The 13,001-nt window shown below is 60.5% G+C and carries 13 protein-coding genes and 1 other RNA gene; 5 read left to right on the forward strand and 9 right to left on the reverse strand.

Going from position 1 to position 13,001, the window contains the following annotated elements; translation table 11 throughout:
• Position 1: 1 nt before the first annotated feature.
• The 8 genes from AAY24_RS06475 to AAY24_RS06510 all read right to left on the reverse strand — a co-directional run bounded on the left by AAY24_RS06475 (position 2) and on the right by AAY24_RS06510 (position 6,910).
• Positions 2-325 carry a YbaB/EbfC family nucleoid-associated protein gene (locus tag AAY24_RS06475; protein WP_046858994.1) on the reverse strand — a complete coding sequence of 108 codons (324 nt, stop codon included), beginning with the start codon at positions 323-325 and terminating at the stop codon, positions 2-4.
• A 33-nt stretch (positions 326-358) separates the two neighbouring features.
• Entirely contained in the window at positions 359-2,104 is a 1,746-nt protein-coding gene (dnaX, locus tag AAY24_RS06480) for a DNA polymerase III subunit gamma/tau (protein WP_046858995.1), read from the reverse strand.
• Between the two features lie 217 nt (positions 2,105-2,321).
• Positions 2,322-2,418: signal recognition particle sRNA small type (ffs, locus tag AAY24_RS18755), an RNA gene on the reverse strand.
• 190 nt (positions 2,419-2,608) lie between these two features.
• Positions 2,609-2,908 (reverse strand): hypothetical protein, encoded by a 300-nt coding sequence (locus AAY24_RS06490; RefSeq protein WP_052761103.1) that lies wholly within the window; start codon positions 2,906-2,908, stop codon positions 2,609-2,611.
• Positions 2,909-2,943: 35 nt separating this feature from the next.
• Positions 2,944-3,192, reverse strand: a complete 249-nt coding sequence (thiS, locus tag AAY24_RS06495) for a sulfur carrier protein ThiS (RefSeq protein ID WP_046861075.1) — start codon at positions 3,190-3,192, stop codon at positions 2,944-2,946.
• A gap of 36 nt (positions 3,193-3,228) precedes the next feature.
• Positions 3,229-4,488 carry an NAD(P)/FAD-dependent oxidoreductase gene (locus AAY24_RS06500; RefSeq protein WP_046858997.1) on the reverse strand — a complete coding sequence of 420 codons (1,260 nt, stop codon included), beginning with the start codon at positions 4,486-4,488 and terminating at the stop codon, positions 3,229-3,231.
• Positions 4,489-4,559: 71 nt separating this feature from the next.
• A complete protein-coding gene (locus AAY24_RS06505; RefSeq protein ID WP_046858998.1) occupies positions 4,560-6,410 on the reverse strand; it encodes an aldehyde ferredoxin oxidoreductase family protein in 1,851 nt (616 codons plus the stop codon).
• 17 nt (positions 6,411-6,427) lie between these two features.
• Positions 6,428-6,910 carry a 4Fe-4S dicluster domain-containing protein gene (locus tag AAY24_RS06510; RefSeq protein WP_335337217.1) on the reverse strand — a complete coding sequence of 161 codons (483 nt, stop codon included), beginning with the start codon at positions 6,908-6,910 and terminating at the stop codon, positions 6,428-6,430.
• Positions 6,911-7,555: 645 nt separating this feature from the next.
• Between AAY24_RS06510 and AAY24_RS06515 the strand changes: the two genes are divergently transcribed.
• From AAY24_RS06515 to moeA, 5 genes are all read left to right on the forward strand, one after another.
• Complete coding sequence (locus AAY24_RS06515) at positions 7,556-8,362, forward strand: ABC transporter substrate-binding protein (protein ID WP_046859000.1); 807 nt, start codon at positions 7,556-7,558, stop codon at positions 8,360-8,362.
• Positions 8,363-8,368: 6 nt separating this feature from the next.
• Positions 8,369-9,070: an ABC transporter permease gene (locus tag AAY24_RS06520; protein ID WP_046859001.1), complete on the forward strand. Its 702-nt coding sequence runs from the start codon at positions 8,369-8,371 to the stop codon at positions 9,068-9,070.
• Positions 9,067-9,798, forward strand: a complete 732-nt coding sequence (locus AAY24_RS06525) for an energy-coupling factor ABC transporter ATP-binding protein (RefSeq protein WP_052761104.1) — start codon at positions 9,067-9,069, stop codon at positions 9,796-9,798. Before AAY24_RS06520 ends, AAY24_RS06525 begins: the two co-directional genes overlap by 4 nt.
• Before the next feature lie 97 nt (positions 9,799-9,895).
• Positions 9,896-11,080 (forward strand): putative sulfate/molybdate transporter, encoded by a 1,185-nt coding sequence (locus AAY24_RS06530; protein WP_046859002.1) that lies wholly within the window; start codon positions 9,896-9,898, stop codon positions 11,078-11,080.
• Positions 11,081-11,210: 130 nt separating this feature from the next.
• Positions 11,211-12,479 (forward strand): molybdopterin molybdotransferase MoeA, encoded by a 1,269-nt coding sequence (gene moeA, locus AAY24_RS06535; protein WP_046859003.1) that lies wholly within the window; start codon positions 11,211-11,213, stop codon positions 12,477-12,479.
• Positions 12,480-12,513: 34 nt separating this feature from the next.
• On the opposite strand, the gene AAY24_RS06540 is transcribed toward moeA, so the two are convergent.
• Positions 12,514-12,999 carry a GNAT family N-acetyltransferase gene (locus tag AAY24_RS06540; RefSeq protein WP_335337218.1) on the reverse strand — a complete coding sequence of 162 codons (486 nt, stop codon included), beginning with the start codon at positions 12,997-12,999 and terminating at the stop codon, positions 12,514-12,516.
• Positions 13,000-13,001: the final 2 nt, after the last annotated feature.

The raw sequence follows: 13,001 nt of genomic DNA on the forward strand, positions 1-13,001 counted from the left end.
CCTAAAACGGCAGTTTGAAGCCGGGTGGCAGACCGATACCGGCCGTCAGATCGCTCATGCTGTTCTGGGTCTTTTCGGCCACCTTGTGTACCGCGTCGTTCATGGCCGCTGCCACCAGGTCTTCCAGCATCTCCTTGTCGTCGCCGACCAGGGAGTCGTCGATGGAGACCCGCCGCACTTCGTGTTTGCCATTGAGTACCACCTTGACCAGACCGCCACCGGACTCGCCGGTCACCTCCTCCTTGGCCAGCTGCTCCTGCGCCTTCTGGAGATCGGCCTGCATCTTCTGGGCCTGTTTCATGATGTTGCCTAAACCGCCTTTCATTCAGGTATACCTCTCAGTTTTCAAAAATAGGGATTATTCATCCACCGGGCGAACCGAGCCTTCAATCACCCTGGCTCCGAACCTGGCTTCCAGTGCCAGCACCATGGGATCTTCCTGGATCGCCACCTCTGCGGCCCGCTGCCGATCAGCAACTGCCTGTGCCTGGAGTTTGGCCGGTGTCGCCGCCTGCACCGTATCAGGTGAAATTTTCAGCCGCAGTTCGCGGCCCAGGAACTGCTGCAACGCCACCTGCAACCGCTGTTCAGCACTGCCCACCAGCATATGTTGATGGGCCTGATCCAGTTTCAGGCTGAGCGTCACGCCATCCCAGTAATCATAGACGCAATTATTGGCCAACTGTTTGGCGATCCCGCCCAGGGAGAGCCGTTCAACCACCTGGTGCCAGTGACGAAATTCGATCGCCGTTTCGCCACTGTCAGCGGGGGGCGCTGCCGGTTGCACCGCTGCCGCTGTCGTTGATTCCGGCTCCGGCGGCTGTTCCTGCGGCCGACTTGCTGGTGCCGGCGTCGCTTCTCCGGCGGCCGCTTGTTCCGGTTTCGCCCCACGTCCAGCGTCACCCTGAAGTACCGCCTTCAGGGTTTCACTTACAGGGACTCGCGGAGCCTTTTCAGAGCGTTTTTTTTTATCCGACCCGGTCTGTGCTGGCTGACTGGCCGGGGCACTCTCCCCCACACCCTGGGGTCGGAATGCCAGCATGCGCAACAGCACCATTTCAAACCCGGCGCGGGGATCGGGTGCCAGCGGCAGATCCCGCTGCCCCACCAGTCCGATCTGGTAGAAGAGCTGCACGTCACCGGGGGAGAGCCTGTTGGCCAGCCCGATCACCTGCTCCTGATCGCCGGCGCTGTTATCAATGGCATCCGGTACCGCCTGCACCAGGGCAACCCGGTGCAACAGTGAGAGCAGATCCTGCAACACGCCGGCAAAATCCGGCGCCATCTCGGCCAGTTCATTGACCAGACTCATTACCCGGTTGGCATCCAGATCGGCCAGGGCGTCCAGTAGATCATGCACCCGGTCCTGGGCAATACTGCCCAGCATCGACTGTACGTCCCCTTCCAGCACCTTGCCGGCACCGAAAGCGATCGCCTGGTCCATCAAACTCAGGGCATCCCGCATGCTGCCATCGGCTCCCTTGGCCAGCAGCAGCAGGGCCCGCTCTTCATACTGGATACCTTCCCGGTCGAGCAGCTCCTTCAGGTAGCCCTGAATCTGGTCTATCGGTAACCGTTTCAGATTGAACTGCAGACAGCGGGACAGCACCGTCACCGGCACCTTCTGGGGGTCGGTGGTGGCGAGCAGAAACTTCACATGGGGCGGCGGCTCCTCCAGGGTCTTCAGCAGGGCGTTGAAGCTGCTGTCGGAGAACATGTGCACCTCGTCGATCAGGTAGACCTTGTAGCGGCCTCTGACCGGGGCGTAGGGGACGTTCTCCAGCAGTTCCCGGGTCTGGTCAACCTTGGTGCGGGAAGCGGCATCCACCTCCAGCAGATCCACGAAGCGCCCCTCGTCGATCTCCTTGCAGATACTGCACTGCCCGCAGGGGGTGGAGCCGACGCCGTGTTCGCAATTGAGGGATTTGGCAAAGATACGCGCCAGAGTGGTCTTGCCCACCCCCCGGGTGCCGGTAAACAGGTAGGCGTGGTGCAACCGGTTGTTGTCCAGGGCGTTACTGAGCGCCCGCACGACATGGGCCTGCCCCACCAGTTCACTGAATATCCGCGGACGCCACTTACGGGCTAGCACCTGATATGACATGGATTCCCTGCGAGCTCTACTCTGTTGCTGTTAACCGGAGCGGGAAGTGTACCTCAATGATCGACCGTATTCACATCCGGTTTGGCGTTTTGGAGACCTGTCAGCGGATCAGCCTGGCAGGGTCGGTGCGCGGTATGCACCCGCGCCGGGATGGCGATGCGGGCGAGCGGCTTGACGCGGCAAGTCGCACCCAGCCTGCATGGTTTATGGAGGCGGCCCGTACCAGCCACACCCCGGCACACGAGTCCACTGCTGCGGCTGCTCCCTTCCGGGCCTGACCGGGTTCACAGCTTTTCGTTGCGAGGGGACCGATACGGACCACCATAACCTGATTGAAGCCACCACCAGGGGGAGGCGGCATCGAGGTGGGGATTATCCGGGTCTGCCGAACAGGGGTCAACCTCGCTGTGAATTTTCTTTCAGCCCGGCCGGGCAAACCGGCTGAACCGTCATCGACCCGGAAGGGTGGGCAGGTCATTGGTGCCCACCCTACCTGTAGGTTGTTTAACCCCCGCCACGCTGGAAATAGCGGTCAAAACGGTCCATGAAACGCTGCCGATCCGTCTCATCCAGTCCGTTAAACTGAAACTCCACCGGGGTCACCGGCAGACTCAGGGAGGCGATACGCCGTTCGCCGGTCTCGCCCAGTGTGATGACGATGGACCCGGCCGGATGCTCAATGGTGAACACCCGTCCTTCCGTCCGATAGGTCAGGGGTTCGATGGCACCGGGCAGTGAGCGGGTAAAGTCGGCCAGGGTCAGCCCCATGTCACGACGCAAGTGCACGGGAACGGTTTTACCCATGCCGCCCTACCCGACCAGCAACCAACCGGCAGCCACTAACCACCGGCAACCGCTGGCCAGACCGCCAGCTCATCACCCTCGGTCAGGGGCTGGTTGCGCTGGCCGGGGGGAATAAACACCCCGTTGACCAGCACCAGATGCACTTCCGCCTGCGGCACACCCTGCTGTTCCAGCAGCTGCGCCGGGCTGGTGCCTTCCGCCACTTTCAGGGCGACCTGGTGATCTTCCGCTTCGGCTGGCAGATACTGCCCCAGCGAGGCGTACAGTTTAAAAATTACTCTCATAAGCTGATTATCGTGGCTCAAGCCGTTGCCCACCCATTAGCCCTGGGTCAGTTGGGTAGCGCCCAGGTAGGCCTCCATGATGCGCGTGGGATCTTCCATCAGGTGCTGCTTCCATTTGCCCAGCCTGACCCGGCTCTGAATCAGGCCACGCAGCACGCCCACATGCTGGGTCATACCCAGGGTGATGGCTCCGACCAGCCGATCCTCGCTGAACTGTAGCCGGATATATCGGTACTCGGCACTGTCCATTCGATGCACATGGTCACCACCGGGAACCCCCATCCACTGACCATAGGAGACCGAGATCAGTCCCAGGGTATCCAGTACATTCATCGCCATGCTGCCGGCATAGGGGGTCACCTGTCCACACATGTTGAGCGCGGCGATACGGGCGGTCTCCGCCGCCACCGGCTGAATGGCGTGTACCGCGTGTTTACCCCCACTGCCCCAGTCGATCCCCTCGCAGCTGTCACCGGCGGCATAGATACCGGGCACCGAGGACTCCATCTGCTGGTTGACCACCACACCCTGACCCAGCTCGATACCACTGTCCCGCAGGTAATCCACCGCCGGTTTGACCCCGGTCGCCACCACCACCAGGTCGGCATCGATCGGATCCACCGGATCACACTGCAGGGTAAAGCGGGCATTGCCGTTGCTGTTTGCCTGCACCCCCGTCACCCGGGTCGAAGTGTGCACCTTGACCCCCTGCTTGAGACACCACTGCTTGATCAGGTTACCGGACTCCTGATCCATCATCCGGGGCACCATGCGGTCGCCCATCTCCACCACGGTCAGGTCAACACCCCGTTCCGCCAGCGCCTCCATGATGATGCAGCCGATGAAGCCGGCCCCCATCAGTACCACGCGGGAGCCGGGCTGGGCGTATTGCGCAATGTTGCGCGCATCTTCCAGGGTCCAGCAGTGGTGAACTCCAGGCTGATCCAGCCCATCGATAGGCGGTTTCACCGGATCGGAACCGGTGGCCAGCAGCAACCGGTCAAAGCTGACCGTTTCACCATTGGCCAGTTTTACCTGCCTGGTCGCGCTGTCCACCGCCGTTACCCGTTGCCGGATCTGGCGAACCCCCAGACGATCCAGGTGATCGGGATCATGGCGCAGATAGGTGCCCTGCTCCTGGATCTTTCCCGCCAGATAGTAGGGAATGGCCATCCGGGAGTAGGCCGGTTCCGGCTCTTCACCGATCAGGATCAATTCCGCTCTGGAATCCTGTTTTCGTAGGGTTTCAACGGCGGTCACACCCGCCGGTCCCGCACCGATTACCACGTATCGCATGGATTTGTTCTCCTCAAAGAAAAGTAAGAGGAGAGCAGTCTCCGCTGCTCTCCCCCACTTCCCCCTGCCAATTACGAGAGCCCGAGACCACGCAGGGTGTCCGGTGTCGGCACCCCTTCCTTGCTCCAGCCGCGCAGTTCGTAATACTCGGGTAACATCTTGGCCAGACCACTCACCTTACCGGCGGCCGGGCCGGTGGTGGCCGGTTCCGTCAGCAGCCGTTTCGGCAGCGTGTCATCCTTGGCGGTAAAGCCGGCGGCCATGTTGAACTGCCGCTCCAGATTCCAGATACGTTCACCGGTCTCGGCCAGCCGCTCCAGGGTCCACTCACCCTCACAGGCGGCATCGATCTGGGGATAGAAATCCTCCAGGGTCCAGGCAAAGGTGGTGAACACACAGAGTCCGCTGGAGTCCACCGCCGCGGTGGCATCCTGGAACGCCTTGACCAGACCCGCCTTGCCTTCCGTCACCAGTGGATCGGTCTTCTCCGGAATGCCCAGAATCTCCGACGCCACGGTGTAGCTGCGCAGGTGACAGGCGCCCCGGTTACTGGTGGCATAGGTGAGACCCATACCCTGGATGCCGCGCGGATCGTAGGCCGGGAACTCCTGTCCCTTGACGCTCATGGAGAGCTCAGGATGACCGTATTTTTCACATAGCCGCTTGGAGCCGAGACCCAGGATCTTGCCAAAGCCTTCGCCCTTGCCCACCAGTTCTGCCATGGTGGTCAGTGCCTCAGCGGAGCCGAAGTTCAGCTTCACGCCACCGGTATCCTCATCGGTGATCACTCCCATCTCGTACAGCTCCATGGCTGCCGCCATGGTGGCGCCGAAGGTGATGGGATCGAAGCCCTGCTCATTACAGATATAGTTGGCGAAGGTGAGTGCATCCAGGTCATCCACGCCACAATCGGCACCCAGGGACCAGGCGTTCTCGTACTCCAGACCACCGGAAGCACCCCAGTACTCGGGACGGTTTTTCACCGTGTAGTGCTCTTTGTCGATACGGGCGACACGCCCGCAGGCGATGGTGCAGCCGAAGCAGGCCTGGTTGGTCACCAGGTTGGCCTTGCCGTCGCTGGCACGGGGTTCATGCATCGCCTCACCGGAGATTTTCGAGGCGCCATCAAACTGCACGGCCGAGGCGTTATTGGTGGGCAGCGCACCCACTTCGTTGATCACGTTCATCAGCACCTGGGTGCCGTAGGTGGGCAGGCCCTGTCCGGTGACCGGATTCTCGGCCAGGATCTTCTTTTTCTCGGCCACCGTCTCCATGAAGCGCACGGGATCCTTCACACTGACCCCCTTGGTGCCCCGCACCGCCACCGCCTTCAGGTTCTTGGAACCCATCACGGTACCGACGCCGGAGCGACCGGCGGCCCGATGCAGATCATTGACGATGCAGGCGAACATGACGCCCTCCTCGCCGGCCCTGCCGATGGCGGAGATCTTCAGCTGCGGGTCCTGGTGCTTGGCGTGCAGGATCTTGTCCGCATCCCAGACGCTCTTGCCCCAGATCTCATCCGCCGGCAGCAGTTCGGCATGATCGTCATTGATATAGAGATAGACCGGTTTGGGTGCCCGGCCCTCAAAAATGATCATGTCCCAACCGGCAAACTTCAACTCAGCGCCGAAATAGCCGCCTGAGTTGGAGCAGGCGATGGCGCCGGTGAGCGCCCCTTTGGTGATGACCGAGTAGCGCGCACTGGTGGATGAGGCGGTGCCGGTCAGGGGACCGGTGGCGAAGATCAGCTTATTGTCCGGTGACAGGGGATCGACCTTGGGATCCACCTCCTCCGCCAGGTACTTGGAACCCAGGCCCCGCTGCCCGAGATAGTCCGCCGCCCACGCCATGTTCAGGGGTTCGGGGGCGCAGGTGCCTTCCGTTAAATTCACACGCAATATTTTTTTCTGCCAGCCCATGTTGTCTGCTCCCTTGTCTATGCCTGTGCGGCGGTTTGGGTGTCGGTGCGGGAAGCCCAGGCACGCATCTTGTCGTAGCCGGTACTCTCCGCATCGATATAGGTAATGGCCTGGGTGGGACAGGCCTTGGCACAGGCGGGATCACCGCCGCACAGATCACACTTCATCACCTTACCGGTCACCGTGTTGTAGTTGATGGTGCCGAACGGACAGGCGATGGTGCAGACCTTGCAACCGACACAGAGCCCGTCGTTGACCATCTTGGCCCCGGTGGCTGCATCCAGGGTGATCGCCTCGGTGGGACAGGCGCTCATGCACCAGGCCTCATCACATTGGGTACAGGTGTAGGGAACAAAGCGACCTTCGGCGTGGAAAGTGAACACCTTGATACGGGATTTGGCCGGGTTGAAATTGCCTTCATGCTCGTAGGAGCAGGCCATTTCGCATTGCAGACAGCCTGTGCATTTGTCCGGCGAGATGTAGAGTGACCTCAGCATCATTGTCTCCTCTGGGTTGTTATGGGTTTTATGTTGCGGGGTAAGCCTGCCTGACCCGATTCAATACGGACCATGGGGATTGGAGCCTGTCAGCGGATCCGGTCGGGGCCTGATCAACTCCGATCGGTTCCACCCGCTCAATCCGCCACGTGCCGCAATCAGCCGATCTGATCTTCAATATTTCTGTTCCGCGTTTAATCATTTGAAACGCCTACGCTGCCTGTTGATCCATCCAGCTATGTCAGCATTTTTGTTATTTGCTGAATATAGAAGAAGACGCACCGAATAGCGAGCCAAAAATAGACGCTAAGCTATTTATTTCGTTATGTTTTTTCGAGCATAACGGGGTATAAGAAAGCGTACTTCGAGGACTGTTTTTGCGCTGTGGAAGCGCCGTTCCGGCAGGGATTACGCCGTTCTTTGTTGGCCTCTTCCGTTATGTGCTATAAATCATAACGTTGAGAAGTTGATCTGCTTCGGGGAGGGCACAGGGCCGGATTGAAAACGCGCCCGGTGCCACGGGGGGATGAGGATAGGCCCCCGGAACCGGAAAATTGGCGGTCGCGGCAACAGCCGTGGAATCCCGCCCACAATAAGACGGGCGCCCTGAGCGCCTCGTTTCCATACCTACCAAAAGGATCAATACCAATGCATAAAAAACTCCATCTGCTACTCCCGTTATGTCTGCTCTGGTCACTGGCATTCGCCCTCCAGGCAGCACCACTTCGCATGGCCACCACCACCAGTACCCAGAACTCCGGACTGCTGGATCTGCTGCTGCCCGCCTTCCAGAAGCAGACCGGTATCGAGGTGCACGTGATAGCTGTGGGCACCGGTAAGGCACTGAAGATGGGCCAGGACGGTGATGTGGATGTGGTGATGGTGCATGCGGTCGCCGCCGAAGAGAAGTTTGTTGCCGACGGCTTCGGCACCGATCGGGTCCAGTTCATGTACAACGATTTTGTCATTGTCGGACCGGCCAGTGATCCGGCCGGTATCAAGGGGGTAGCATCGGCCGCTGATGCCATGGCGAAAATCGAGGCCAGCCAGTCCCGGTTCATCTCCCGGGGCGATGACTCCGGCACTCACAAAAAAGAGAAGGCGCTCTGGCAGGCGGCCAACATCCAGCCCGCCGGCAACTGGTATGTGGAGGCCGGACAGGGGATGGGCAAGGTGCTGCAGATGGCCAGCGAACTGGACGGTTACTCCCTGACCGACCGCGGCACCTGGCTCGCCTACAAGGACAAGGTGGACCTGGCCCTGCTCAACGAAGGCGACAACCGCCTGAGCAACCCCTATGGCGTGATTGCCGTCAACCCGGCAAAGCATCCTGATACCAACTACGCGGATGCCAAAAAACTGATCCAGTGGGTCAGTTCCAAACCGGGGCAGGAGCTGATCCGGGACTACCGCCTGCATGGCGAACCCCTGTTTATCCCCCTGCTGTTGAAATAGGCATTCATGGAATCACTGGGCGCTGCAAGTTACCAGGCTCTCTATCTGCTGTTTACCGGGGATAGTTCGCTCTGGACCATTATCGGTATCTCTTTCAGCGTCTCAGTGCGTGCCCTGCTCTATGCTGCCCCCTTCGGTATATTGACCGCCTTTTTTCTGGCCTACTTCAGTTTTCCCGGCCGACGGCTGCTGGTCTCCATATTCAACACCGCCCTCTCCATCCCGGCGGTGGTGGTCGGCCTGACACTCTATATCCTGCTCTCCAAGGCGGGACCGCTGGGCGCCTGGCGACTGCTGTTTACCCAGGACGCCATGATCATCGGCCAGGTGTGTCTCTGTTTTCCCCTGCTGGTGGCCATGGCCCACTCCGCTCTGCAGGCTTCCGATCGGCGCGCCTGGGAGACAGCCCTGACCCTGGGCGCCACGCCTTTCCGGGCACTCCTGACCATTCTGCATGAGACCCGTTTCGGTCTGGTCGGCGCACTGTTGGCCAGCTTTGGTCGCATTATTGCCGAAGTGGGCAGTTCCATGATGCTGGGGGGGAATATTCTCAATTACACCCGCAATATCCCCACCGCTATCGCCCTGGAGACCAGCAAGGGGAGTTTTGCCGAGGGTATCGCTCTCGGCATGGTGCTGCTGTTCATGGCGCTGTTCCTGAATATCCTGCTCGGTCAGCTACAGGGCAAAGGGGAGGTAGTCCAGTGACCAGCGCCAACCCCTGGCTGAAGTTGCAGCACCTCACTTTCAATCGGGGTGAGCGCACCATACTGAAGGATCTTTCACTGGAGTTCCGCAGCGGCGAACTGATCCTGCTGACCGGCCAGAACGGCTCCGGCAAAACCACCCTGTTACGGATCCTGGCCGGCTTGCTGAAGCCCGGCCAGGTGAGGTTTGAGATCGAAGGCAAACAGCGCAACTGGCGGCAAACTTACCACTACCTGCGGGAGCAGGTCTGTTACCTGCACCAGCAACCCTATCTGTTTGACAGTTCGGTTTCGGACAATATCGCCTACGGTCTGAAACGGAAAAAAATGGCTCGCCGGGCGATTCGCTCCCGGGTAGCCGAGGCACTGGAGCTGATCTCCCTGGAACACCTGGCCGAGCGTAACTGTCAGGAACTCTCCGGGGGCGAGAAACAGCGGGTGGCCATCGCCCGCGCCTGGGCGATCTCGCCACGCCTGATGCTGCTGGACGAACCGGTTTCCAACCTGGACAAGCGTTCGCGGGAGATCAGTTACGACCTGATCAATCAGCTACAGCAACAGCAGATCGGTGTGGTCTATACCAGCCATGAACCCCAGACCGGCAAGCTCAGGCTGAATCGCCATATTCACCTGTATGACGGCGAGTTAACCACCAAGCCACTGCAGAACAACTATCCGCCCGGCATCATTGATCTGGAGAAGGAGCGCATCAGCAAACAGTTTCCATGAGCAGATCCGGCGTTCTGGATAGATAACCATTGGCTATCCGGGTGAGAGAAAACTGCCGGATTAACCCCATAACAGAGAGCAGTCAGGATCACGGCCCATGCAGTCAGGCTCATACCGTTTCGACCGGGTTGAATTTGCCGGCTCCCTGGGCGACCTGGGAACCCTGATACCCCTTGCCATCGGCCTGATAACCATCAATGGACTGAGTTTCAGTGCCGTATTTCTCTGGGTCGGCCTGTTTTATCTGATCGCCGGTCTCTATTACCGACTGCCGATCCCGGTACAACCCCTCAAGCTGGTCTCCGCCATCGCCATCGCCTTTCCAGAGAAGATAACCATACCGGTGATAGCTGCTACCGGAGTGCTGTTTGGTGGCGCACTGCTGGTACTCGCTTTCACCGGACTGATCGACAGGCTGGCCCGGCTCTTCACCCGGCCGATCGTGCGTGGCATCCAGCTGGGACTGGGATTCATCCTGATGATCAAGGGACTGGAGTTGATCAATCGGCCGGAACTGCTGCCGGGAAGCAGCCACAGCATCAGCCTGGGGAGCATACCGCTGAATCCCCTGCTCGGACTGGCAGCCCTGGCGCTGGTGCTCTGCCTGCTCAACAGCCGGCGCTATCCTGCCGCCCTGATGGTGGTGATCGCCGGCATCGCCGTCGCCCTGCCGTTCGGTTCTTTGCATGATTTACACTGGGAGTTCGGCCCCACCGCCATGGATCTGGTGATACCGGGAGTGAATGACTTTACCACGGCCCTGTTCCTGCTGGTGATACCACAGCTGCCGCTCACCATCGGCAACGCCGTCATTGGCACCAGCGATACCGCCCGGAATCTGTTTGGCAGCGGCTCCGCCACGGCGCGGGTCTCAAACCGCAGCTTTTCGCTCGGCATGGGGTTGATCAACCTGTGCGTCGGTCTCATGGCGGCCATGCCGCTCTGTCACGGCGCCGGCGGCCTGGCGGCCCATTATCGCTTTGGCGCCCGTACCGGCGGTTCCAATATCATGCTGGGTCTGCTGTTTATCCTGATCGCCCTGGCTTTCGGCGGCATCGGTGTGGGCCTGCTGTCAACCATTCCCAACGCAGTACTGGGTGTGCTGCTGCTGTTCGCCGGACTGGAGCTGGCACTACTGATCAGGGACGTGCGGGAGCGCCAGGAACTTTTCATTATCCTGTTGATTGCCGGCATCAGCCTGGCCACCGCCAACATGGGTATCGCCTTTGTCGCCGGCATCATCGTCTCCGGGTTCCTCCGTTGGCGCGGCATCAAAATTTAGGGTCTGCCGAGGCCCCGGGTGGTATGGTCATCGGCCATGCAGGCCGATTGAATTGATCTACAGTTCCATAATCCGGTAATTTAACCTGCCACCTGCACATATTTTCCTGACAAGAGCCTGGAAACCGACCATGACCGATAGCAATAACAACTCCATCGAAAGCTGCATGGACAGCATTGACAGCTCGATCAGTGCCGACGACGCGCTGCAGATGATCCTGACCCGGGTCCGGCCGGTGGAGGGTGTGGAAGCGGTTCCTCTGCGTAACGCCCTGGGGCGAGTCCTGGCCCGTCCTGTCACCTCACCGATCAATGTGCCCGCCTACCGGAACTCCGCCATGGATGGTTACGCCCTGCGGGGCGAGGATATTCCGGCGGATGGAACACAACGGCTCAAGGTGGTTGGCAGCGCTTTTGCCGGGCAGCCCTACCAGGGCGCACTGAAGCGGGGCGAGTGCATCCGTATCATGACCGGCGCCAAGGTGCCGGAGGCCGCCGATACCGTCATTATGCAGGAGTGGGTGGAGCGGGATGGCGACGACGCCATTATTGATGACCGCACCAAACCCGGCGCCAACGTACGTCAGGCCGGTGAGGACATCCAGGCCGACGCCGTGATTCTGGATAACGGTGACGAGATCGGTCCGGCCCAGCTGGGTCTGCTGGCCTCCCTGGGTATTCCCGAGGTGGCGGTGCGGCGGCGGGTACGGGTCGCCTTCTTTTCCAGTGGTGACGAAATCCGCAGTATCGGTCAGCCCCTGGAGGAGGGGCAGATCTATGACAGCAACCGCTACACCCTGTTCGGCATGCTGACTGAACTGGGTGCCGATCTAATCGATATGGGTGTGATACCGGACCGGGCAGACGCGATCCGGGAAGCCGTGCAGCAGGCGGCCCGAACGGCCGACCTGGTGCTCACCTCCGGTGGCATCTCCGTGGGTGAGGCCGATTTCATTGCCGATACCATCCGGCAACTGGGCGAGATTCACTTCGCCAAAGTGGCGATCAAACCGGGGCGACCGCTCACCTTCGCCCACATGGGTGACGCCTGCTTTTTCGGACTACCGGGCAATCCGGTGGCGGTCATGATCACCTTTCTGCAGTTTGCCCGGCCCGCTATCCAGCGTCTGCAGGGCAGACGCGAACAACCGGAGCTCCGGTTGCGGGTCAGGGCGGGATCAGCTTTACGTAAACTACCGGGACGCACCGAGTTCCAGCGCGGCCTCCTGTCCCTGGATGAGCGGGGTGAACTGGTGGTAAACAGCTGGGGACGCCAGGGCTCCGGGGTACTCAGCTCCATGAGCAGCGGCAACTGCCTGATCCGGCTCCCGGAAGAGAGCAGCAACATCCAGCCGGGAGAGCTGGTGGAGGTGCTGCCATTCGACCTGTTGCGCCATTGAACAGTACAGCCTGGGGTGACACTCCCCTGCCGGATCACTCCAGCGACTTCTCCCAGAACAGCGCCTGCCCCGTGGACGGATCCAGTTCATAGCCGGAAAAACCGGCCTGTTGATAGACCGAACGCGCCCGCCGGTTCCCGGCCAGCACCTCCAGGGTGAGCTTGCAGCAGCCGCGCTCCCGGGCGTGGGCTTCCACCCGCTCCAGCAACCGCCGGGCAATCCCCTGGCCACGGTAACCATCCAGTACCACCACATCGTGGATATTGAGTAACGGCCGGCACCTGAACGTCGAGAAACCTTCAAAACAGTTGACCAATCCCACCGGCTGCCCATCGGCAAAGGCCAGGAAGCTCACCGCTGCGCTGCGCTTGCGTAACTCCGTCACCAGGTTTTTCCGTGTAAACCCGGACAGTGGCTGACCGCCACCCATGGGATCCCGGGCGTAGGCATCCAGCAGTTCGAGCAACGCCCCGGCATGGCGGGGTTGGGCCAGGTCGGCCTGTACGATCTCTATCAACACAA

This window comes from Sedimenticola thiotaurini (assembly GCF_001007875.1).
In the GTDB taxonomy this organism is placed as follows: Bacteria; Pseudomonadota; Gammaproteobacteria; order Chromatiales; family Chromatiaceae; genus Sedimenticola; species Sedimenticola thiotaurini.

Coding starts and splice junctions, on each gene's coding strand:
- AAY24_RS06530 (WP_046859002.1), top strand. CDS start 9,896: ATGCAGTCAGGCTCATACCGTTTCGACCGGGTTGAATTTGCCGGCTCC.
- AAY24_RS06500 (WP_046858997.1), bottom strand. CDS start 4,488: ATGCGATACGTGGTAATCGGTGCGGGACCGGCGGGTGTGACCGCCGTT.
- AAY24_RS06515 (WP_046859000.1), top strand. CDS start 7,556: ATGCATAAAAAACTCCATCTGCTACTCCCGTTATGTCTGCTCTGGTCA.
- thiS (WP_046861075.1), bottom strand. CDS start 3,192: ATGAGAGTAATTTTTAAACTGTACGCCTCGCTGGGGCAGTATCTGCCA.
- AAY24_RS06505 (WP_046858998.1), bottom strand. CDS start 6,410: ATGGGCTGGCAGAAAAAAATATTGCGTGTGAATTTAACGGAAGGCACC.
- dnaX (WP_046858995.1), bottom strand. CDS start 2,104: ATGTCATATCAGGTGCTAGCCCGTAAGTGGCGTCCGCGGATATTCAGT.
- moeA (WP_046859003.1), top strand. CDS start 11,211: ATGACCGATAGCAATAACAACTCCATCGAAAGCTGCATGGACAGCATT.
- AAY24_RS06510 (WP_335337217.1), bottom strand. CDS start 6,910: ATGATGCTGAGGTCACTCTACATCTCGCCGGACAAATGCACAGGCTGT.
- AAY24_RS06520 (WP_046859001.1), top strand. CDS start 8,369: ATGGAATCACTGGGCGCTGCAAGTTACCAGGCTCTCTATCTGCTGTTT.
- AAY24_RS06475 (WP_046858994.1), bottom strand. CDS start 325: ATGAAAGGCGGTTTAGGCAACATCATGAAACAGGCCCAGAAGATGCAG.
- AAY24_RS06490 (WP_052761103.1), bottom strand. CDS start 2,908: ATGGGTAAAACCGTTCCCGTGCACTTGCGTCGTGACATGGGGCTGACC.